Source organism: uncultured Bradyrhizobium sp., assembly GCF_936928535.1.
GTDB lineage: Bacteria > Pseudomonadota > Alphaproteobacteria > Rhizobiales > Xanthobacteraceae > Bradyrhizobium.
Genome location: NZ_CAKZHY010000072.1, coordinates 1 through 20,769 on the forward strand (window position 1 = coordinate 1; position 20,769 = coordinate 20,769).

Consider the following 20,769-nt stretch of genomic DNA (forward strand, 5'->3'; position numbering starts at 1 on the left):
CGCAAAAAGGGATTGACTAACCAAGGCCCGTTACAGAAGCCCGGATGGAGCGAAGTGCAATCTGGACTACGAAACTAGACGTTACTCCCCGTCCGTCTCGCCATTCGCACCGTTGCCGCTCTCGGCCTCTTCCGTGATGTGCTCGACCGAGACGACGTGCTCGTCCTCGGCGGTGTCGAACACGATCACGCCTTGCGTCGAGCGGCCGGCGATGCGGATGCCTTCGACGGGGCAGCGGATCAGCTGGCCCTTGTCGGTCACCAGCATGATCTGATCGGCATCCTCCACGGGGAAGGACGCGACCAGATTGCCGTTGCGGTTGTTGACGCTCATAGCGACGATGCCTTTGCCGCCGCGGCCGGTGGTGCGGTACTCGTAGGACGAGGTCCGCTTGCCATAGCCGTTGACGGAGACGGTCAGCACGACCTGCTCCGCCGCCGACATCTCGGCGTAGCGCTCCTGCGCAAGCTGGAAGCTGCCGGAGGTCTCCTCCGCCTCGGCATCCGCCGGGGCCTCTTCAGCCGAGGCTTCGCCGGCGACCGCGCGGCGCATCTTCAGATAGGCCGAACGCTCGTCTGACGTGGTCTCGACATGGCGTAGGATCGCCAGCGAGATCACCTTGTCGCCTTCGGCAAGCGCAATACCGCGCACGCCCATCGAGGTGCGGCCGGTGAAGACGCGCACGTCGGGGACCGGGAAGCGGATGCACTGGCCGGCGGCGCCGGTCAGCAGCACGTCGTCGTGCTCGGTACAGATCTGGACGTCGACGATCGCCTCACCGTCATCGAGCTTCATCGCGATGATGCCGGAGCGGCGGACGTCAACGAAATCAGAGAGCTTGTTGCGCCGGACGTTGCCGCCGGTGGTCGCGAACATTACGTCGAGGTTGGCCCAGCTGGATTCGTCCTCGGGCAGCGGCATGATGGTGGTGATGCGCTCGCCCTGCTCCAGCGGCAGGATGTTGATCAGTGCCTTGCCGCGCGCGTTCGGCGCGGCCATCGGCAGCCGCCAGACCTTTTCCTTGTAGACCTGGCCGCGCGAGGAGAAGAACAGCACCGGAGTGTGAGTCGACGCGACAAAGAGCCGGGAGACGAAATCCTCGTCGCGGGTCTGCATGCCCGCGCGGCCCTTGCCGCCGCGGCGCTGGGCGCGATAGGCCGACAGCGGCACGCGCTTGACATAGCCGGCGTGCGAGACGGTGACGACCATGTCCTCGCGCTGGATCAGGTCCTCGTCCTCGACCTCGCCTTCCTGCTCCATGATCACGGTCTTGCGCGGGGTGGCGAACTCGGCTTTCACCTCGGCAAGCTCGGTCTTGATGATCTCCAGGACGCGGGCACGCGAGCGCAAAATCTCGAGATAATCGCCGATCTCGCCGGCGAGCTTGTCGAGCTCTTCGCGGATCTCGTCGCGGCCGAGGGCGGTAAGGCGCTGCAAACGCAGATCGAGAATGGCCCTCGCCTGCTCCATCGACAGGCGGATCGTGCCGTCCTCGCTGATGCGATGGCGCGGATCGTCGATCAGCGTCAGCATGTCTTCGACATCCCGGGCCGGCCAGTCGCGCGACATCAGGGTGTCGCGCGCGGTGGTCGGATCGGGCGAGGTGCGGATGACGCGGATCATCTCGTCGATATTGGCGACCGCGATCGCGAGACCGACCAGGATGTGGGCACGATCGCGCGCCTTGGCGAGCAGGTACTTGGTGCGCCGCGTGACGACCCGCTCACGGAAGTCGACGAAGATCGCCAGCAGGTCCTTCAGATGCATGATCCGAGGGCGGCCGCTGTCCAGCGCAACCATGTTGACGCCGAAGCTCGTCTGCAGCGGCGTGAATCGGTACAGCTGATTCAGCACCACATCCGGCACGGCGTCGCGCTTCAATTCGATGACAACGCGATAGCCGTCGCGATCCGATTCATCGCGCAGGTCGCCGATGCCCTCGATTTTCTTTTCCTTGACCAGTTCGGCGATGCGCTCGACCATCGTCGCCTTGTTCACCTGATATGGAATCTCGCTGACGATGATCGCCTCGCGATCCTTGCGGATGGTCTCGAACTCGACCTTGCCGCGCATGACGATCGAACCGCGGCCAAGGTGGTAGGCGGAGCGGATACCCTGACGTCCGAGAATGACGCCGCCGGTCGGGAAATCCGGGCCCGGCACGATGTTGATGAGTTCGTCGATGGTCAGCGCAGGATTGTCGATCAGCGCGACGCAGGCGTCGATGACTTCGCCGAGATTGTGCGGCGGGATGTTCGTCGCCATGCCGACGGCGATGCCGCCCGCGCCATTGACGAGGAGGTTCGGGAACTTGGCCGGCAGAACCGACGGCTCGGTCTCGTTGTTGTCGTAGTTCGGCTGAAAGTCGACAGTATCCTTGTCGATGTCAGCCAGCAGAGCCAGCGCCGCCTTCGTCAGCCGCGCTTCTGTGTAACGATAGGCGGCCGGGGGATCGCCATCGACCGAGCCGAAATTGCCCTGGCCGTCGATGAGCGGCACGCGCATCGAGAAATCCTGCGCCATGCGGACCATGGCGTCGTAAATCGACTGGTCGCCGTGCGGGTGATACTTACCGATGACGTCGCCGACCACGCGCGCGGACTTGACGTATTTCTTGTCGGGCGTGTGCCCCTGCTCGTTCATCGAGTAGAGGATGCGGCGATGCACCGGCTTCAACCCATCGCGCGCATCGGGCAGCGCACGGGCCACGATCACGCTCATGGCGTAATCGAGGTAGGACTTCTTCATCTCCTCGTAGATCGAAACGGGGCGAATGTCCGAGGGTTGCGCCGGCTGGTCGCCGGGCTTGTTGTCGTCGTCAGCCAAGGGGGAATCCGGTGAAGTTTTATCTGGGAATCATATAGCGCATCGACGCCCTGATAACTACCCTTGGAGGCTCTCGGGAAGCGCTTTTTCCGACTGTTTTTCCAGAGACTTACGCCGTTCCAGCGACCAACTCGGGCAAGGCCTCCGCGAGCCGCCGAGAACCGCGCCTTAACTGCCGAAAACCACGCTGTGCATGATGCGTCCGGGCACGAGCGTGAACAGGCCCGCCACCCCCAGCGCGCCGGTGAACAGGAAGATCATGGTCCACCGATGCGCGGCGACGCGATGCGTATGGGCCCGCCACACCGCGAGCGGCAGCATCACCAGCGTGAAGATCGATAACAGATGGATCAGGCTGAACGGCCCGAACATGCGGATCTGGTGGATCCAGAACGACGAGGCGGCCACGAGAGCCATCAGCGCCACCCAGATCCAGCCGATCGTCCGGTGCGGCAGCGTGCCCTTCGGCGCGGCGAACTGGACGAGGCCAAGGACAAAGGCCGCCATGGCGGCAAAGGCATGCAGCGGGATCGCTGGAGCGGCGTCAAGCAGTGGCGCGAGGCTCATGCGGCGCGTCCTCTTGGCCGGGAACCAGCCATGTGAATAAGATTAACATAAAGTTAATACCATTCACATCGCCCCTCGTCAAAGGCTTGAGGCAGCACATGAAGCCAGCCCGGAAAACCAAGCTTGACCCGCCAATTGGTAAGGAATCCTGTCGCTTTACGCGAGCATGGCAAAATGCGTGCGGGCAAAGCCCCGCTTCGCCTCAGAACGGGATATCGTCGTCCATATCGTTGTTGCGGCCACCGCCGCCGGCGGCCACGGGACGGCGCGGTGCGCTGCTGACCGGACCGGACGAGCCAAAATCGCCGCCCGGCTCGTCACCGAAGCTGCCGCCGCCCGCACCGCCGCCACGGCCATCGAGCATCGTCAATGTCGAGTTGAAGCCCTGCAGCACAACCTCGGTGGAGTACTTCTCCACGCCGCTCTGGTCAGTCCATTTGCGGGTCTGGAGCGCGCCCTCGATGTAAACCTTGGCGCCCTTCTTCAGGTACTGCTCGGCGACCTTGCAGAGCCCCTCATTGAAGATCACGACGCGGTGCCACTCGGTCTTTTCCTTGCGCTCGCCGCTGTTCTTGTCGCGCCAGGTCTCGGAGGTCGCAATGCTCAGATTCGCGATCGGCCGCCCGTCCTGGGTGCGGCGGATTTCCGGATCCTTGCCGAGATTTCCGACCAGAATGACCTTGTTGACGCTTCCCGCCATCGCCGCTCTCCACTCCAAATGCCACTGAATTTCGAAAAAGGCGCGCCCGCGCTGCCGCCTGCCGACCCTATACGCTTACAAGGGCCGATCGGCCCGGGCACACGCCCGGTTATCCCCACATATAGCATCGACCGAATATTTGTTCCAGATTTGTTCCCATTTAAATTGGCGCACCCTAGGCGTGTAAACGGTATCTCTTGCTGCTATGCACGTCGCCGTGAATTGGAACCGGAAAAGGAAAGAAAAGGCTTAACATTCATTGGGTTACACCCACCCCAGTTACCCCCTGACTGTTGCATTCGAGAGACGGACTCCGCCCCCCGATTGGACTACGGTTGAATCGGATTGGTTCATATGGGCGTCGCGCCTGATTGACCGCTTCAGGGGACAACTGAAGCGGACGACACTGGGGAGACTGCAATGAAGAAAATTCTGTACGGCACAATCGGTATCGTGGCTTTGGGCCTGTCCGCACCGGCTGATGCGGCCGATCTTGCGGCACGTCCCTACACCAAGGCGCCGCCGCCGATGATCGCCGCCATCTACGACTGGAGCGGCTTTTACATCGGCATCAACGGCGGTGGCGGATCAAGCCACAAATGTTGGGATTTTCTCTCGCCGACCACAGGCGCGCTGTCCGGCGAGGGCTGCCACAATGCGACCGGTGGCACGGTCGGCGGCCAGGTCGGCTATCGCTGGCAGTCCGCCAACTGGGTGTTCGGCGTCGAAGGCCAAGGCAACTGGGCCGACTTCTCGGGCGACAATGTCAGCACGCTCTTCCTGGCCCAGCGCAACCGCTCGAAGATCGACGCCTTCGGCCTGATTACGGGCCAGGTCGGCTACGCCTGGAACAACGTGCTGTTCTACGTGAAGGGCGGCGGCGCGGTGGTCGCCGACAAGTTCAACATCTACACCGCGCCCGGGTTCGCCGGAGCCGGCACCCTGCTCGCCTCGGCCAGCGACAACCGCTGGGGCGGCACTGTTGGCGCTGGCCTCGAGTTCGGTTTTGCGCCGAACTGGTCGGTGGGCGTTGAGTACGACCACATCTTCCTGGGGAGCAGAACCCTGACGCTGAACGCACCCGGCGGCGGGGCATTCCAGACCGACCGCATCGGTCAGAATGTCGACATAGGCCTCGTCCGCGTCAATTACCGCTGGGGCGGTCCTGTCATCGCGAAGTACTGATCCCGCTGAAATCACTCAGCAATCAAAGGCCGGCGGGCGCGCCGGCCTTTTTGTTTTGGTTCCCGATGGGAACTATAGGACAGCGACTATTACATTTTGTATTTGTTGTGACTTTTGAGAGACACAACTTGCAGCTTTAGTGGTGTAAGCACGGCATCAGTTGGACCACGGCGTCCGATGTCCTTCCGAGCTTGCGGAAGGCCACAACAGAAACTGGGACTGGGATAAGTTGAAAATGAAGAAGATTTTGCTGGCTTCGGCCGCTCTGATCGCCCTCACTGGCGCCGCTTCGGCTGCCGACCTGGCGGCTCGCCCCTACACCAAGGCTCCGGTGGCCATGGCTTCGGTCTACAACTGGACCGGCTTCTACCTCGGTCTCATGGGTGGCGGCGCTTGGGAAGATTCGGGCTCCCCGCGGATGCAGGGCGGCTTCGTCGGCGGCACTGCCGGCTACAACTGGCAGACCGGCAACGTCGTGTTCGGTCTCGAGGCCGATGGCGCCTGGGCTGACGTCAACGCTTCCGCCGCAGCCACTGTTCCCGGTTTCGGTGTCGTGACTGCCAGCGCGAAGACCGACGCGCTCGGCACCGTGCGCGGCCGCCTCGGCTATGCCGTCAACAACGTTCTGTTCTACGGCACCGGCGGCTATGCCTGGATCGACAACAAGCTCTCGCTCTCCGCGCTCGGCGTGGGCATTTCCGACACCAAGTTCCACTCCGGCTGGACCGTCGGTGCGGGCGTCGAGGCCTTCATCGCTCCGCAGTGGTCGATCAAAGGCGAGTACCTCTATCGCAGCCTCGCCGGCGAGAACTATTTCGGCGGCGCCTTTCCGAGCGGCACGCTCAATTTCCACACCGTGCAGTTCGGCGTGAACTATCACTTCAACGGCCCGGTCGTCGCCAAGTACTAAGTCGACGACTGAGCTTCGGCTCCAACGCCATCACGTCACGAAAGGCCGGCCTCGTGCCGGCCTTTTGCTGTTCCATCCATGGTGATGGCCATCAGCTGCTGCCAAGTCCCGCCAGCGCACCAACAATCCGTTGACGATTCGCAAGTCCCACTGGAAATCTGCCCTCGTTCTTCCTACGTTCGCTGACAACCCCATCGGTGCCGATCCCGGTTCCGGACGAAGCGCGCCTTTTCGTTGGCGCGATCGCGCACCTTTGGGATTCCTTGAGGGCAATTCGGATGGATGAAGTGGTCAAGGCGAAGCGCCAACAGCAGAACGCGGGCTCCAGCCGGCACGCCATTACGATTCGCGGCGCGCGCGAGCACAACCTCAAGAACATCGACGTCGAAATTCCCCGCGACAAGCTCGTGGTGTTCACCGGCCTGTCCGGCTCCGGCAAATCCTCGCTCGCTTTCGACACCATCTACGCTGAGGGCCAGCGCCGCTACGTCGAGTCGCTCTCGGCCTATGCCCGCCAGTTCCTGGAGATGATGCAGAAGCCTGACGTCGACCAGATCGACGGCCTGTCACCGGCGATCTCGATCGAGCAGAAGACGACGTCGAAGAATCCGCGCTCCACCGTCGGCACGGTGACCGAGATCTACGACTATATGCGCCTGCTCTGGGCGCGCGTCGGCGTGCCCTATTCGCCGGCCACGGGACTTCCGATCGAAAGCCAGACCGTCTCGCAGATGGTCGATCGCGTACTGGCGCTGCCCGAGGGCACCCGCCTCTATCTGCTCGCGCCCGTCGTGCGCGGCCGCAAGGGCGAGTATCGCAAAGAGCTCGCCGAATGGCTCAAGAAGGGTTTTCAGCGCGTCAAGATCGACGGCACTTTCCATGAACTTGCGGAAGCCCCGACGCTGGACAAGAAATTCCCGCACGACATCGACGTCGTCGTCGATCGCATCGTCGTGCGCGCCGACATCGGCCAGCGCCTCGCCGAAAGCTTCGAGACCGCTCTGAAGCTCGCCGAAGGCCTCGCGGTGGTCGAGTATGCCGATGCACCGGCTGCCGCTGCGGCGCCGGTCGAGGAGAAAAAGAAAACTGCAAAAATCCACGACAAGAGCGGGCCCGAGCGCATCCTGTTCTCGGAAAAATTCGCCTGCCCGGTGTCCGGCTTCACCATCCCCGAGATCGAGCCGCGCCTGTTCTCGTTCAACAATCCCTATGGCGCGTGTCCTGCCTGCGGCGGCCTCGGCGTCGAGCAGCATGTCGACGAAGACCTCGTCATCCCCGACAAGGACCTCGCCATCGGCAAGGGCGCGATCGCGCCCTGGGCCAAATCGTCCTCGCCCTATTACACGCAGACGCTGACGGCGCTCGGCAAGCACTACAAGTTCACGTTGACCACCAAATGGAAGGATCTGCCCAAGAAGACGCAGAACGCGATCCTCCATGGTTCCGGCGAGGACGAGATCAAGTTCTCTTATGAGGACGGCGTCCGTTCCTACGACACCAAGAAGCCGTTCGAGGGCGTCATCACCAACATCAACCGCCGCTACCGCGAAACCGAAAGCGAGTGGGCCCGCGAGGAGCTCTCAAAGTATTTCCACGACGTGCCCTGCGGCGCCTGCAACGGTTTCCGCCTCAAGCCCGAGGCGCTTTGCGTCAAGATCGGCGGCAAGCATATCGGCGAGATCTCCGAGCTGTCGGTGAAGGGTGCCGGTGCCTGGTTCGAGACCGTGCCGGACGCGCTGAACACGCAACAGAACGAGATCGCGGGGCGTATTCTCAAGGAGATCCGCGAACGCCTCACCTTCCTCCTCGACGTCGGCCTCAACTACCTCACCCTCTCCCGCTCGTCCGGCACGCTGTCGGGCGGCGAGAGCCAGCGCATCCGCCTGGCCTCGCAGATTGGCTCGGGGCTGACAGGCGTGCTCTACGTGCTGGACGAGCCCTCGATCGGCCTGCACCAGCGCGACAACGCGCGCCTGCTCGACACGCTGAAGCGGCTGCGCGACCTCGGCAACACCGTGATCGTCGTCGAGCATGACGAGGACGCCATTCTGCTGGCCGACCACGTTCTCGACATCGGCCCCGGCGCCGGCATGCATGGCGGCAATATCATCGCCGAGGGCACGCCCGCCGAGATCATGCGCAACCCGAAATCGCTCACCGGCAAATATCTCACCGGCGAGCTCGAAGTCGAGGTGCCGGAGCGGCGTCCGCCGAACCATCGCCGCACCATCAAGGTGGTCAACGCGCGCGGCAATAACCTGAAGAACGTCACGGCCGAGATTCCGCTCGGCCTGTTCACGGCCGTCACCGGCGTCTCCGGCGGCGGCAAGTCGACGCTCCTGATCGACACGCTCTACAAGGCGATCGCACGCAAGCTGAACAATGCCAGCGAAGGCGCAGCGCCGCACGACCGCATCGAGGGCCTCGAGCATATCGACAAGATCATCGACATCGACCAGTCGCCGATCGGCCGCACCCCGCGTTCGAACCCCGCGACCTACACCGGCGCTTTCACGCCGATCCGCGAATGGTTCGCGGGCCTGCCCGAGTCCAAGGCGCGCGGCTACGAGCCCGGCCGCTTCTCCTTCAACGTCAAGGGCGGCCGCTGCGAGGCCTGCCAGGGCGACGGCGTCATCAAGATCGAGATGCACTTCCTGCCCGACGTCTACGTCACCTGCGACGTCTGCAAGGGCAAGCGCTACAACCGCGAAACGCTCGAAGTCCTGTTCAAGGGCAAGAGCATCGCCGATGTGCTCGACATGACTGTCGAGGAAGCCGCCGAGTTCTTCAAAGCGGTGCCGCGCGTGCGCGAGACCTTCCAGACCCTGCACCGCGTCGGACTGGATTACATCCACGTCGGCCAACAAGCGACGACGCTCTCAGGCGGCGAAGCCCAGCGCGTCAAATTGGCAAAAGAGCTGTCGAAGCGCGCCACGGGCCGCACGCTCTACATCCTGGACGAGCCGACCACCGGCCTGCACTTCCACGACGTCAAGAAGCTCCTGGAGGTGCTGCACGAGCTGGTCGCGCAGGGCAACACGGTCGTGGTCATCGAGCACAATCTCGAGGTCATCAAGACCGCGGACTGGGTCATCGACCTCGGCCCCGAAGGCGGCGACGGCGGCGGCGAGATCGTCGCCTGGGGCCCGCCCGAAGACATCGTGAAGGCCCAGCGGAGCTATACCGGCAAATTCCTGGAGCCGGTGCTGAAGAAGGCACGCAAGCCGAAGCGGCGGAGCACGAGCGAGGCGGCGGAATAGCGCGTCGCATCGAACCCTAGGGCGGATGAGCGCAGCGTAATCCGCCACGGCACGACCCGGGAAAGAGCCCACATGTCCGCAGGCCTCGCGCAAACCTATCGCGCTTTCGCCCACAACAATGCCTGGGCGAACCATCGCCTGCTGACCGCCTGCGCCGGTCTCAGCCAGGCCGAGTTCGAAGCTTCGCGGACCGGCTTCTTCCCGAGCATTCAGCGCACGCTGAACCATATCTACGTCATCGATCTCTTCTACATCGATGCACTGCAAGGCGGCTGGCTCGGACCGCGCGCCTGGGCAAACGAGGTGCCGTACCCCTCGCTTGCCGAGCTGAAAACGGCCCAGGCCGCCATGGACAAGCATCTGCTCGCGGTGTGCGACGCGCTGACGCCAGAGCTCCTGAACGGCGTCATCAGGATCAACCGCGACACATCCGTCCAGACCGAACGCCGCGACCGGTTGCTGATGCATCTGTTCCAGCACCAGATCCATCACCGCGGACAGGCGCACGCCATGCTGTCCGCAACATCAGTCGCGCCGCCACAGCTCGATGAGTTCTTTGCCGAAGGAGAAGCGCCGCTTCGCGCCGGCGAGTTTGCCGAACTCGGCTGGACCGAGAAGACCGTTTGGAAATCCTAGGTCAGACTGGCTCTCCTCTTCCCATGCCCTATTGCGTCATATTTGACAGGGCCAGATCATCGCTTGAGGGAGAAATGCCCAGCTGCAATTATACGCTCTTCCGCAACGCCATCCTTGCCGAGCAACAGGTGACCTGCGTCTACGAGGGTCGACATCGCGAGCTCTGCCCGCATATCATTGGCACCAACAAGAGCGGTGAGGAAGCCGTGCTGGCCTGGCAATTCGGCGGCGAAAGCAGCGGTCCGCTGCCGCAATGGCGCTGCCTGAAGCTCGCCAATGTGAGCGCTGCCCGGGCCCGCGATGGTCGTTGGCATGAGGGCGGCTCACACCGAACCACTCAGACCTGCGTCAGCGACATTGATCTTGATATCAATGTTCACGTCCGCAAGTTGCGGTGACCGACTTGCCGTCCATGATCGCCGGGTTGATTTCGATGCGCTCATGCCGCATGGCTATCCCTCTGCCTAACAATCGCATGCCACATCGCTTGTCAGTGCCCCTCCTCCATGTCCTACGCGCTCGCCATCTTCGATCTCGACGGCACCCTCGTCGACAGCTTTCCCTGGTTCCTGCGCACCATCAACGACATCGCCGATCGCTTCGGCTTTCGTCGCGTGCGGGATGAGGATATCGAGGAGCTGCGACATAGCTCGACGCGAGAGATTCTCAACCGCCTCGAAGTGCCGGTATGGAAGTTGCCGGCGATTGCGCGATATGCGCGGCGGCTGAAGGGGCAGGCCGCCAGCGAGATTTCGCTGTTCGCTGGCACTGACGCGATGCTGCGAACGCTCGCCGGAAACGGCGTGCAGCTGGCGCTGGTGACGTCGGACAGCGAGGTCAATGCTCGGCAAAAGCTCGGTGCATCGGCCGCATTGTTTCAGCATTTCGACTGCGCGGCTTCGGTGTTCGGCAAGCCCGCGAAATTCCGCCGTGTGATCCGGCGCGCCGGCGTCGTCGCGCAAGACGTCATTTCAATCGGCGACGAGGTCCGCGATATCGAGGCGGCCCGGGCGGTCGGCGTGGCCTGCGGTGCCGTTAGCTGGGGCTATGCCGCACCGGCCGCGTTGCAGGCGCTTGCACCCGATTACATGTTCGAATGCATTCACGCCATTGCGAATACATTATGCGGAAACGTAGGGTGGATTAGCGAAGCGTAATCCACCACTGTTCGGATCTGCGGAGAGAAAAGAGGTGGATTACGCACTGGTCGAGGAAATGGTCATGACACTCACGGACGCAGCCCGCCTCAAACTGCTCGAGCCGCCGCCCGGCAAGATCCGTGTCGTGCTCGACACCGACACCTACAACGAGATCGACGATCAGTTCGCGCTGGTGCAGATGCTGCTGTCGCCGGAGCGTTTTGACGTCGAGGCGATCTACGCCGCGCCGTTTTTCAATGCGCGCGCGGACAACCCCGGCCACGGTATGGAGCTGAGCTATCAGGAGATCCTGCGCCTCCTGGAGCGCCTGGATGTTCCGCCTGACGGCCTGGTGCATCGCGGCGTGACCGATTATGTCGGCCCCGCCAGGACGGCGCGGACAGCGCCCGCAGTGGACGACCTCGTCGCCCGGGCGCGCGCCAGCTCGCCCGACAATCCGCTCTATGTCATTGCCATCGGTGCCATCAGCAACGTTGCCTCGGCTCTCCTCAAGGCCCCTGACATCATCGATCGCATCGTGGTGGTCTGGCTCGGCGGCCATGCGCTGGAATGGCCCGATACCGTCGAGTTCAACCTCAAGCAGGATGTTGGCGGCGCGCAAGTGCTGCTCGACAGCGGCGTGCCGCTCGTCCTCGTGCCGTGCCGGGGCGTCACCTCGCGCCTTCATTCGACGGTGCCGGAGATCGAACGTTACGTCGAGCCGCACGGCAGCATCGGCGCGTTTCTGGCTCAGAGGTTCAAGGAATATTCCTCGGATCACATGGGCTGGGCCAAGGAGATCTGGGACATGGCACCGGTCGGCTGGCTGCTGAACCCTGCGTGGGCACCGAGCGTGATCATCCCCGCCCCTGTCCTCACCGATCAGATGACCTGGAGCGTCGACCGCCGGCGCCATCCGATCCGCTACGTCACCTATGTGGACCGCAATCCGATCCTGAAGGACTTTTTCGTGAAGCTGCGAGACTTCGCCGCATCCAAACTGCCGTAGCTGTCCCCACCATGCAGATTCCAAGCGGTGATGGAGCGTACTTGCGCTAGCTTGCGGGAGGCTTGCTGGAAGCGCGCCCTACGATGCGGCGCTTGGACGCAAGCGACGCCTGAAGTTGTCGCCCAGAATCGCAGCAACAAATCGTAACAATGTTTCTGCCTGCTGGCATGAGGCCAGTTGTCTGCCTTGCGACCCGGCAATGATTGACGGACGTCCAGGAACACGCCGACAAGCCACGCCGAGCCGTCAGGAATTCCCATGGTGTCCACCTATTTCAGCTACAGCTATATCGCGCGCAATCTCACGCAGTCCCTGACGCGGGTGGCGCAGCAATCGGACGTCTCGCGCGAAGCTGCCTATTACAAAGCCAACATCGGCAAGGTGCACAGCGCTGACGACCTGATGAACGACTATCGCCTGTATCATTACGTCACGAAAGCCTATGGCCTGGAAGACATGGCCTACGCCAAGGCCTTCATGAAGAAAGTGCTGCAGAGCGATCTCGCCGACCCCAAGAGCTTCGCCAACACGCTGATCGACAAGCGTTACCGGGACTTCGCCGCGGCATTCTCCTTCGACGGCGGCACGACCAAGGTCGCGCAATCGGAAAGCCAGACCGACGACATGATCGGGCTATACACCGCGGCCATGAAGAGCAACGTCGATGCCGTTGCCGCCGACGCGAAATACTACAATGTCAAGATCGGCACCGTGACCAGCGTCGACCAGCTTTTGAACGACGATCATCTCCGCAACTATGTCGCCTCGGCATTCGGGATCGATCAGAGCAAATGGCCACGCGACACGATCAAGCAGGTCCTGACCAGCGATCCATCCGATCCGAACAGCTACGTCAATGTCACTTTCTCGTCCAAGCTGGATGGCCTGAACGTCCAGCTTGCCCAGGCCAAATCGGACGCAACCGATGCCAACTCGAAGATCGCCGACGACACCGCACAGCTGTCGCAGCCCGGCGCTGACGTCACCAAGCTGAAAGTCCAGATCCTGGTCGAAAGATATCGCCTGCAGTCGGCCGTGAGCAGCATATCCAGCATCAACGACGAGATCGCGACGACCGGCCGGTTCAAGGATCTGGCCGGCGCGTTCGACTTTTCACCCGATGGGTCGCTTCCGCCGGGGACGCCAGCGCAGAGCGCCGCAAACCTCGGCAGCACGAACATGAGGTTCGACGACAGCAAATCGGCGGTCTATGCGGCGGCAAGCCCGCTGCAGGAAGCCGTCCTGATTGGGCAATTCAGAAAAGCCATCCCCAATGTGACTTCACTGCAGGCGCTGGTCTCCACACCAGGCGCCTATGGCTTTGCACTTTCTGCCGTCGGCCTCGATCCCACGCAAGTCCCGCAATCGACCGTGAAGGCCGTTCTCGAAAGCGACCTCAGCGATCCCAAGAGCTATGTCTATACGCTCAAGGACGATCGCTACGTCAAGCTCGCGCGCGCGTTCAACTTCGACGCCAAAGGCCATCTGACGACGCCGCTGGCGGCCCAGGATCCAGCCGAAATCCTCGATGTCGCGAAGGATTACGTGATTGCAAAACTGAAATTTGCCAGCCCGCAGGATCAGGCGAAGATCAAGGCTCAGGCCCAGAACGACGCATCCAGCTATCAACAGGCGATCGGCGGCATCAAAAGCGTTTCCGATCTGCTCGCAAGCAGGAAGCTGATCGATTTCACACTGATCGCCAAGGGTTTGGACCCGGCGAAAGTGAGCACCACCTATCTGAAGAAGATCTTCGCCTCTGACCTGAACGATCCCAAGAGCTTCGCAAACACGGAAAGCGATCCACGCTTTGCCGAGATCGCAGCGTCATTCAATTTCGACAAGAGCGGCAACGTCGCGCGCTTGCCGATGGTGGGCCCGCAAAAGCGCGATCAATTCCTGGCAACGCAAAAGAATTATCTCGAGCAAAGCCTGGAGCAGCAGCAGGGAGATACCAACCCGGGCGTGCGTCTGGCGCTGTACTTCCAGCGCATGGCGGGACACATCACGTCTGCTTACGACATTCTCGCCGACAAGGCTCTCTCGGAGGTGTTCCGGACCACCTTCGATCTGCCCGATCAGATGGCTTCGATGCAGATCGATCAGCAAGCCAAGATCGTGGAGAAGTACCTCAACCTCAAAGATCTCGGCGATCCCGCGAAAGTTTCAAAACTGCTCAGCCGCTTCTCGGCCATGTACGACGCGAGGAACGCCAGCCAGACCTACTCGCCGGTGCTCGACGTGTTTCAGGGATCGAGTTCGGCGACCTCAGGCATCAGTGAATCGACCTACCTCGCCATGGCAAAAATGCGCGCCAGCCCGTGGTGATCCCGGAGCAGTCCAGGCTGTCTCCGCGGAACGCGGTCTTGCCCTATTCAAGCACTTCCAGCACCAGCTCCATCGTCATCAGCACAGGATTGTCGCCGCGGATCAGGCGCCCCTCGGCGATCCCACCGGTGTAGTCGATCAGAGCGACGTCGAGCGCCGCCTCGAGAGCACCAGTGGCGCCCGGCGCGATCGCGCCGCTGGTGATCGCAAGCTCCGTCGCAAACGGCTCAGTCACCCCGCCGTGGGTGAAGCGCGCGCCGATGGTCGAGCCGACGCCGCCATGGATTTTTGCGCGTGCAATGCCGTGCGCTCTACAAAAGGCTTCGAGACAACCGGCAAAGTCCTGGTTGGGGCGCAGCCGCAGGGCAAAGGCGCGACTTGTCGTTCGCGCGGCGGTGCTCGCGGAGACGACCGGCCCGAACAGCTTGAAGTTCGTCTCAGGATCGGGCTCGGCGGCGAACATCGCGCCGTCCACGCCAAAGGCCTGAACCTCGAACGGCTCTGCGATGTCTGTCTCATCCGGCAACATGTGGCCACCGCTCGCCTTGCCATCCGCCTCGGTCCACAGCCCGTGGCAATGAAAGAACGGCGCGCCGTCGCGCGATCCCAATGTCATGCTGCCGAGCCTGGTGTGCGTCACGCCGGCAGGCCGATATGTGTCACTGTAGAACGCTGCATTCTCGCCGGTCTTCGACAGCGCCGGCATGACATAGCCGAACGGGGCGAGCGCGCCGCGGCCAAAATTCAGCACGCCGCCTGCAAAGCCCTCCGCCGCAAAACCGCGGAGTGCGGCTTCGAGGAGCGGCAGGCCCGCCTCAAGCGTGAACGAAAAGGCCCGTCCCCTCGCCTCCACCCATTGGATACGTTCCGCGACGGGCGCCCCGGGCTGCTTGATGGTGCGCATCTCGAAAACTCAGCTCGTCTTCGTCTTGTCGAGATCGAGCAGCCCGCGCGCCTCGAGCTCGTCGCGCACCATGCGTTTCGGCACCTTGCCATAGCCGGATTTCGGCAGCGCTTCCCAGAAGAAGAACCGCTTCGGCATCTTGTAGCGCGGCACCTTCGGCAGGAGGAACGCGGCCATCTCGGCTTCGCTCACCGGCTTCGCACCCTCCCGCGCAACACAGACGGCGACGCCGACCTCGCCCCAGGTCGCATCGGGCACACCGAGCACAGCGACCTCGCCGACCGCGGGATGCGTCAAAATCTTCTCCTCGATCTCACGCGGATAGATGTTGGAGCCGCCGGAGATGTACATGTCCGACGCTCGTCCGGTGATGTAGACGAACCCCTCCTCGTCCATGTGGCCGAGATCGCCGGTGCGGAACCAGCCGTTCCGGAACGCCTTCGCATTGGCCTCGGGGTTGTCGTAATAGCCAGCGAGCACCGCCGGCCCGATCACGCAGATCTCGCCGCTCTGGTTTGCCCCAAGTTCGCGGCCCTCGTCGTCCTGGATCGAGACCTGCATGCCGGTGCGCTCGAAGCCGCAGGTGCCGATCTTCGCATGCGGCCCGTCCTCGGGATCGTGCAACGCCGCCGGCAGCACGGTGATGTTGCCGGTGACCTCGCCGAGGCCGAAATACTGCACGATGACCTTGCCGAGTTTTTTGAGCGCAGCCTTCTGGTCCTCGCGATACATCGGCGCACCGGCATAGATCACATGACGCAGCGAGGAGTGATCGTATTTGTCGGCAGCGGGGTGCTCGACCATCATCTTGAGGATCGTCGGCACCGTGAACAGATTGGCGACCCGGTGCTTTTCGATCAGGCGAAACGCCTCGTCGATGTCGAATTTCTCGCTCGGCAGCAGCACGGTGCAGACGCCACGCGCGGTCTGCACCAGCTGATGCACGCCGGCGCCATGCGATAGCGGGGCCACCACCAGCGACGCATCGGATTCCGTCACGCCGGGGGTGAGATCGGCGAGATGGTTGGTGACGACGAAGCCCATCTGCCCGTGGGTCAGCACGGCGGCCTTGGAGCGGCCGGTGGTGCCGGAGGTGAAAAAGAACCAGCAGGGATCGTCGTGCTCGACCGCGACATTCTCGACCACGGCTCCGGCTTGCGATGCAATGGCGTCAGCCACCGACCTCTCGCCGAACGAGGCCTTGCCGTCGACGCTCCAGGTGAATTCCAGCGCTCCGCCCTTCACGGCCGCAGCATGTTCAGGAAAATCGACATGGCACAGAAACGCCTTCGCGCCCGAGGCCTGCGCGAGATAGGCAACCTCATCGGCCATCAGGCGGAAATTGGTGGGCACCCAGACTGCGCCGAGCCGGAACGCCGCGAACATCGAGACAAACATCTCGTCGCCATTCTTGGAATGCACCAGAATACGATCACCCCTGGCGATGCCCCGCGCGGCGAGCGCCGCGGCGAGAGCCGAGACCTGCGCATCGATCTCGCGCCAGGTCCAGGATTTGTCTCCCCAGACGAACCCGGGCCGCGATCCGTGCCGCCGCGCATTCTGCGTCAGCATGTAAGCGAGATTCATGACGCGGCGAGACATGCGGAGCGGCTGCATCGGGCTTCCTCTTGACGGCGAACGGCACGCTGACCGCCCGCTCATTGCAGCCCATTTATCGCGATCATCAGCGGCGTAGCAAGGCCGCAGGCCGCGCACCTGCCCCAAGGCTTCTCACCCCCCAAGACTTCTCGAACCCCTAAGGCTTTTTGAACTCGAAAGGCTTCGCCGTGATCGCCTTCTCCTTGACGCAAGCCTGCGCGCCGAAACCACCGCAATAGCTGCCATGCAGGTCAAAGCGGACGGTACGCGCTGCGCCGCGCTTCATCGGCGGCGCTACGACGGTGTAGCTGCGGACATAGCCCTCAAACACTGCGCGGACGCTGCCGTCCGGCTGCGTCACCAGGATGTCCAGCACGCAACCGCCGGTTCCGCAATAGGTGCCCTCGTGGTCGCCGCATTTGGTGTCGCGGAAATCGACGATGTAATCATCGCGGCCATCGCCAGTCAGGTCGATCTTGCGCACCGTATCAGGCGCAAAGGCGACCGCACCGCCACCCTGGCTGTCGCATTCCTCGTTGGCGTAACGCAGCGCCTTCTGCACGGCAGGCGGATAGTCGGCGGGATTGAACGGCTTCGTGTCGTCGGCGCGCGCTGCTGGCGTGAGCATCGTCAGCAGGATCAACAGATATCGCATGGGCATTGGTCGTGGGCGCAGCCGCCACCGTTCAGGGAATTTTAAACATGATCGGCGCAACCTGCTTTAGTTCTCGCGTACAGAGTCCCGCATCATGATCAAAGCGCCCGTCGTCCTCCTGTTCACGCTGGCGCTCGCCGGATGTGCGGTGGCCCCGCAAGCTCATCTGGCCTCTGATCCCGCCTTCACGCCCGCACGCTATGCCTGGGACGGTGCCGGTGAGAATCCCAATCAGCCGCGTTCTGCTCCCGGCCCTTCACGCCTGACGCGCACCGCCGCCCAGCCCGAGCGCGATGGCGTCGACGCAGATCAGGACGCCGAGGTCAATCGATCGCTGGTCATCTGCCAAGGCTGTCTGCACCCAAAGCCCCAACCGGACGATTCGCGGCTCGCCAGGGCGGCGGATTGAACCAAACGGATGTTGCGTGGGTCTACTGAGATACCGCGCTCAAGCCGGTTGTTCCGGCCTATGGTCGTGCGCCATCATCTCAGGGACGATCCATGCTCACCCGCCGCAGTCTCATTGCAGCCTCTCTCCTTGCCGCCGCGCCCGCCTTCGCCCAGGCGCCCGCCCCTAGCGATCCCGCTGCCATCCTGACCGCGATCTACACCCGCGCCGCCAAGGGCAAGGGCGATGGTGGCGCGGCCTTCGTCACCGAGAACAAGGCTGCCAAGGCGAAATATCTTTCCAAGGCACTGGTCGCGTTGTGGGCCAAGGCCGATGCGCATACGCCGAAGGGCGATGTCGGGCCGATCGATTTCGATCCCGTCACCAACTCGCAGGAACCCGACGTGAAGTCGTTCAAGGTTGTCGCCGAGAAGACGGAGGCCGATAAGGCGAAACTGGCGGTGACCATCACCGGCCACCGCAACGACCGCAAACCCGCCGACCAGGTCGTGCGTTACGACTTCGTGCGCGAGGCCGGTAGCAGGAAGATCGACGACATCAAAGGCTCCTCCGACGGCGAAGCCTGGTCGATCCGCAAGATGCTGACGGATTCGCTGAAGACCTGACCGGAGGCGTCATGAGTGAAGTCATCAACAACAGAGCCCATCACCGCTACGATCTCGAGGTGGAAGGCTATCTCGCGACCGAACATTACAGGCTCGACGGCAATGTGATCACGTTCGAACATACCGAGGTGCCGAAGGAGCTCGGCGGCAAAGGGGTCGGCTCAAGGCTGGTGCAGGGCGCGCTCGATCAGGTCCGCGCGAGCGGCCTCAAGCTGATCCCGCAATGCCCGTTCGTGAAGGCATGGATCGAGAAGCATCCGGCCTATCAGGACCTGGTAAAGGTCTAACTGAGCCGGAGCGTCACAACGCCCCGAGCTTCCTCAGCGCCTCCTGAGCCGTCTGCAAGCCGGGCTTCAATTCCAGCGCCTTGCGGAAATCGGCAATCGCGCCCTTGGCGTCGCCGAGCCGCATCCTGGCCTGGCCACGATTGTTCCAGGAGAACACGTCGGCAGGATCGTATTGCAGCGCCTTGTCATAGTCGGCGAGACCGCCTTTGTTGTCGCCGAGAAACAGCCGGATCATGCCGCGATTGCGCCAGCCGCGCGCATCAGTCGGCGCAATACGGATCGCTTCGCCATAATCTGCGGCGGCGCGGTCGAGCTGCTCGCTGTCCCGATAGACGTTGCCACGGTCGATATAGGCAAGCAGATCGGGCGCGAGCTTGATCCGCATGGTGTAGTCGGCGAGCGCATGCGCCGTGTCGTGCGTGCGGGCATAGATGTAGCCGCGATTGGCATAGGCCATGGCATAGCCGGGATCGCGCTTGATCGCCGCGTCGAAATCGGCCAGGGCGCCGTCGATGTCACCCTTGTTGTAGCGGGACTCGCCGCGATTGCTGTACGCCATCGCCAGCGACGGATCGAGCTTGATGGCCTGATCGTATTCGGCGATGGCACGATCATAGTCGCGCTTGAAGCTGTAGACGCGGCCGCGATTGTTATAAGCGCAGGCATAGGCCGGATCGAGCTTGACCGCCTCATCAAGATCGGACAGTGCCGCATCGAACTCGCGCTTCTCGGTCAGACCATGTCCGCGGTTGCAATAGGCGCCGGCGAGCCTGCGGCCGCTTTCGCTTCCGGTGTCGATCACGGTCGAGCAAGCCTTCACCCGCTCGTCCGGCGTGCTGGTCAGTCCCACGCAGGCGTCCCAGGCCGGACCGCCCTCGGCTGCGGCCGGCAGCGGCGCCGCCGAGGCCAGCATGGCGAGCAAGGCCATCAGACTGAGCTGGACGCGCATTTTGCGGATATCTCCCCTGCGGTAACCTCCCTTGGTCGCGCCTTGGCAAGGGCGGGTTCAGGCGCCTAGATCAGTGAACGAGCATCGCTTCGGAAGGATCAGGCATGGCGGCATCGGTACGCGACAACAAGAACAGGAGCCGCTTCGAGCTCGATGTCGGCAATGAGCTCGCCTTCGCCAATTACCGGCTGACGCCGTCGGCGGTCATCATCACCCATACTGAAACACCGCGTGCGCTGCGCGGCCGCGGCATTGCCTCCGAGCTGATCAAGGGTGCGCTCGACATCATCCGCCGCGACGGCAGGAAGGTCATCGCGGGCTGCGGCTTCGTCGTCGACTATCTCGACAAGCATCCGGAGGATGCGGATCTCGTCGCCTGAACGCAAAAGGGCCCGCGAGATCGCGGGCCCTTTTTTTGATTGCTTGGCGTCGACCGATGCTGGCTGGTCAGTGCTTGATTTCCGGCGGCAGCTTGCCGCCATTGGCAGCGAGCTTGGACATAACCTGCTTGTGCAGCCAGACGTTCATGCTGGCGGAGTCGTTCGTGTCGCCGGTATAGCCGAGCTCCTTGGCGAGATCCTTGCGCGCAGCCAGACTTGAATCGACGTCGAGCGCCTTCATCAGATCGACGATCGAGGTACGCCACTCCAGTTTCTCGCCCTTATGCGCGGCGGCCGCCTTGTCGACGATCGCTGCGACGTCCACGGTCGCCGCAGGCGCGGCGGCGGGTGCAGACGCTGGCGCCGAACCGCTCGGCGCGGCTCCTGCTGGCGCGCTGCCCGCGGGTGCGCCGCCGGCGGG

20 protein-coding genes are annotated in these 20,769 nt (G+C 63.0%); 12 read left to right on the top strand and 8 right to left on the bottom strand.

The annotated features are described in order from the left end of the window. Positions 1-81: 81 nt before the first annotated feature. The 3 genes from gyrA to Q0687_RS10925 all read right to left on the bottom strand — a co-directional run bounded on the left by gyrA (position 82) and on the right by Q0687_RS10925 (position 4,093). Positions 82-2,826: a DNA gyrase subunit A gene (gene gyrA / locus Q0687_RS10915; protein WP_298875889.1), complete on the bottom strand. Its 2,745-nt coding sequence runs from the start codon at positions 2,824-2,826 to the stop codon at positions 82-84. Positions 2,827-2,994: 168 nt separating this feature from the next. Beyond that, positions 2,995-3,393 carry a DUF2306 domain-containing protein gene (locus tag Q0687_RS10920; protein ID WP_298875892.1) on the bottom strand — a complete coding sequence of 133 codons (399 nt, stop codon included), beginning with the start codon at positions 3,391-3,393 and terminating at the stop codon, positions 2,995-2,997. 202 nt (positions 3,394-3,595) lie between these two features. Beyond that, a complete protein-coding gene (locus Q0687_RS10925; RefSeq protein WP_298875895.1) occupies positions 3,596-4,093 on the bottom strand; it encodes a single-stranded DNA-binding protein in 498 nt (165 codons plus the stop codon). A gap of 420 nt (positions 4,094-4,513) precedes the next feature. On the opposite strand from Q0687_RS10925, the gene Q0687_RS10930 reads away from it, so the two are divergent. From Q0687_RS10930 to Q0687_RS10965, 8 genes are all read left to right on the top strand, one after another. Then, positions 4,514-5,278, top strand: a complete 765-nt coding sequence (locus Q0687_RS10930; protein WP_298875898.1) for an outer membrane beta-barrel protein — start codon at positions 4,514-4,516, stop codon at positions 5,276-5,278. Positions 5,279-5,513: 235 nt separating this feature from the next. Further along, positions 5,514-6,188: an outer membrane protein gene (locus Q0687_RS10935; protein WP_298875901.1), complete on the top strand. Its 675-nt coding sequence runs from the start codon at positions 5,514-5,516 to the stop codon at positions 6,186-6,188. Between the two features lie 278 nt (positions 6,189-6,466). After that, positions 6,467-9,448, top strand: coding sequence for an excinuclease ABC subunit UvrA (uvrA, locus tag Q0687_RS10940; protein WP_298875903.1), 2,982 nt, complete (start codon positions 6,467-6,469; stop codon positions 9,446-9,448). 72 nt (positions 9,449-9,520) lie between these two features. Beyond that, positions 9,521-10,084, top strand: a complete 564-nt coding sequence (locus tag Q0687_RS10945; RefSeq protein WP_298875906.1) for a DinB family protein — start codon at positions 9,521-9,523, stop codon at positions 10,082-10,084. A 23-nt stretch (positions 10,085-10,107) separates the two neighbouring features. Further along, positions 10,108-10,482 (top strand): hypothetical protein, encoded by a 375-nt coding sequence (locus Q0687_RS10950; protein ID WP_298875909.1) that lies wholly within the window; start codon positions 10,108-10,110, stop codon positions 10,480-10,482. A gap of 108 nt (positions 10,483-10,590) precedes the next feature. Then, positions 10,591-11,241: an HAD-IA family hydrolase gene (locus tag Q0687_RS10955; RefSeq protein WP_298875911.1), complete on the top strand. Its 651-nt coding sequence runs from the start codon at positions 10,591-10,593 to the stop codon at positions 11,239-11,241. A 64-nt stretch (positions 11,242-11,305) separates the two neighbouring features. After that, positions 11,306-12,232: a nucleoside hydrolase gene (locus Q0687_RS10960; protein ID WP_298875914.1), complete on the top strand. Its 927-nt coding sequence runs from the start codon at positions 11,306-11,308 to the stop codon at positions 12,230-12,232. A gap of 258 nt (positions 12,233-12,490) precedes the next feature. Then, on the top strand, positions 12,491-14,560 hold the full coding sequence (locus Q0687_RS10965) for a DUF1217 domain-containing protein (protein ID WP_298875916.1): 2,070 nt from the start codon (positions 12,491-12,493) through the stop codon (positions 14,558-14,560). 43 nt (positions 14,561-14,603) lie between these two features. On the opposite strand, the gene Q0687_RS10970 is transcribed toward Q0687_RS10965, so the two are convergent. From Q0687_RS10970 to Q0687_RS10980, 3 genes are all read right to left on the bottom strand, one after another. Beyond that, positions 14,604-15,464 carry a DUF296 domain-containing protein gene (locus tag Q0687_RS10970; protein WP_298875919.1) on the bottom strand — a complete coding sequence of 287 codons (861 nt, stop codon included), beginning with the start codon at positions 15,462-15,464 and terminating at the stop codon, positions 14,604-14,606. Positions 15,465-15,473: 9 nt separating this feature from the next. Then, positions 15,474-17,081 carry an acyl-CoA synthetase gene (locus Q0687_RS10975; protein ID WP_298875922.1) on the bottom strand — a complete coding sequence of 536 codons (1,608 nt, stop codon included), beginning with the start codon at positions 17,079-17,081 and terminating at the stop codon, positions 15,474-15,476. A gap of 139 nt (positions 17,082-17,220) precedes the next feature. After that, positions 17,221-17,718 carry a hypothetical protein gene (locus Q0687_RS10980; RefSeq protein WP_298875924.1) on the bottom strand — a complete coding sequence of 166 codons (498 nt, stop codon included), beginning with the start codon at positions 17,716-17,718 and terminating at the stop codon, positions 17,221-17,223. Positions 17,719-17,812: 94 nt separating this feature from the next. Here Q0687_RS10980 and Q0687_RS10985 point away from each other — a divergent pair, with 94 nt between their 5' ends. The 3 genes from Q0687_RS10985 to Q0687_RS10995 all read left to right on the top strand — a co-directional run bounded on the left by Q0687_RS10985 (position 17,813) and on the right by Q0687_RS10995 (position 19,019). Then, positions 17,813-18,127 (top strand): hypothetical protein, encoded by a 315-nt coding sequence (locus Q0687_RS10985; RefSeq protein WP_298875927.1) that lies wholly within the window; start codon positions 17,813-17,815, stop codon positions 18,125-18,127. Between the two features lie 92 nt (positions 18,128-18,219). Beyond that, positions 18,220-18,732, top strand: coding sequence for a DUF3828 domain-containing protein (locus tag Q0687_RS10990; RefSeq protein WP_298875929.1), 513 nt, complete (start codon positions 18,220-18,222; stop codon positions 18,730-18,732). 11 nt (positions 18,733-18,743) lie between these two features. Then, positions 18,744-19,019, top strand: a complete 276-nt coding sequence (locus Q0687_RS10995; protein ID WP_298875932.1) for a GNAT family N-acetyltransferase — start codon at positions 18,744-18,746, stop codon at positions 19,017-19,019. A gap of 13 nt (positions 19,020-19,032) precedes the next feature. Here the strand turns inward: Q0687_RS10995 and Q0687_RS11000 are convergent, their stop codons facing one another. Further along, positions 19,033-19,968: a tetratricopeptide repeat protein gene (locus Q0687_RS11000; protein ID WP_298875935.1), complete on the bottom strand. Its 936-nt coding sequence runs from the start codon at positions 19,966-19,968 to the stop codon at positions 19,033-19,035. A 104-nt stretch (positions 19,969-20,072) separates the two neighbouring features. On the opposite strand from Q0687_RS11000, the gene Q0687_RS11005 reads away from it, so the two are divergent. Continuing rightward, on the top strand, positions 20,073-20,348 hold the full coding sequence (locus Q0687_RS11005) for a GNAT family N-acetyltransferase (RefSeq protein WP_298875939.1): 276 nt from the start codon (positions 20,073-20,075) through the stop codon (positions 20,346-20,348). A gap of 67 nt (positions 20,349-20,415) precedes the next feature. Here the strand turns inward: Q0687_RS11005 and Q0687_RS11010 are convergent. Next, positions 20,416-20,769 (bottom strand): DUF3597 domain-containing protein (locus Q0687_RS11010; RefSeq protein WP_298875942.1); only part of this gene is annotated, 354 nt, incomplete at its 5' end.

Coding starts and splice junctions, on each gene's coding strand:
- Q0687_RS10920 (WP_298875892.1), bottom strand. CDS start 3,393: ATGAGCCTCGCGCCACTGCTTGACGCCGCTCCAGCGATCCCGCTGCAT.
- Q0687_RS10925 (WP_298875895.1), bottom strand. CDS start 4,093: ATGGCGGGAAGCGTCAACAAGGTCATTCTGGTCGGAAATCTCGGCAAG.
- Q0687_RS10930 (WP_298875898.1), top strand. CDS start 4,514: ATGAAGAAAATTCTGTACGGCACAATCGGTATCGTGGCTTTGGGCCTG.
- Q0687_RS10935 (WP_298875901.1), top strand. CDS start 5,514: ATGAAGAAGATTTTGCTGGCTTCGGCCGCTCTGATCGCCCTCACTGGC.
- uvrA (WP_298875903.1), top strand. CDS start 6,467: ATGGATGAAGTGGTCAAGGCGAAGCGCCAACAGCAGAACGCGGGCTCC.
- Q0687_RS10945 (WP_298875906.1), top strand. CDS start 9,521: ATGTCCGCAGGCCTCGCGCAAACCTATCGCGCTTTCGCCCACAACAAT.
- Q0687_RS10950 (WP_298875909.1), top strand. CDS start 10,108: ATGCCCTATTGCGTCATATTTGACAGGGCCAGATCATCGCTTGAGGGA.
- Q0687_RS10955 (WP_298875911.1), top strand. CDS start 10,591: ATGTCCTACGCGCTCGCCATCTTCGATCTCGACGGCACCCTCGTCGAC.
- Q0687_RS10960 (WP_298875914.1), top strand. CDS start 11,306: ATGACACTCACGGACGCAGCCCGCCTCAAACTGCTCGAGCCGCCGCCC.
- Q0687_RS10965 (WP_298875916.1), top strand. CDS start 12,491: ATGGTGTCCACCTATTTCAGCTACAGCTATATCGCGCGCAATCTCACG.
- Q0687_RS10970 (WP_298875919.1), bottom strand. CDS start 15,464: ATGCGCACCATCAAGCAGCCCGGGGCGCCCGTCGCGGAACGTATCCAA.
- Q0687_RS10975 (WP_298875922.1), bottom strand. CDS start 17,081: ATGCAGCCGCTCCGCATGTCTCGCCGCGTCATGAATCTCGCTTACATG.
- Q0687_RS10980 (WP_298875924.1), bottom strand. CDS start 17,718: ATGCGATATCTGTTGATCCTGCTGACGATGCTCACGCCAGCAGCGCGC.
- Q0687_RS10985 (WP_298875927.1), top strand. CDS start 17,813: ATGATCAAAGCGCCCGTCGTCCTCCTGTTCACGCTGGCGCTCGCCGGA.
- Q0687_RS10990 (WP_298875929.1), top strand. CDS start 18,220: ATGCTCACCCGCCGCAGTCTCATTGCAGCCTCTCTCCTTGCCGCCGCG.
- Q0687_RS10995 (WP_298875932.1), top strand. CDS start 18,744: ATGAGTGAAGTCATCAACAACAGAGCCCATCACCGCTACGATCTCGAG.
- Q0687_RS11000 (WP_298875935.1), bottom strand. CDS start 19,968: ATGCGCGTCCAGCTCAGTCTGATGGCCTTGCTCGCCATGCTGGCCTCG.
- Q0687_RS11005 (WP_298875939.1), top strand. CDS start 20,073: ATGGCGGCATCGGTACGCGACAACAAGAACAGGAGCCGCTTCGAGCTC.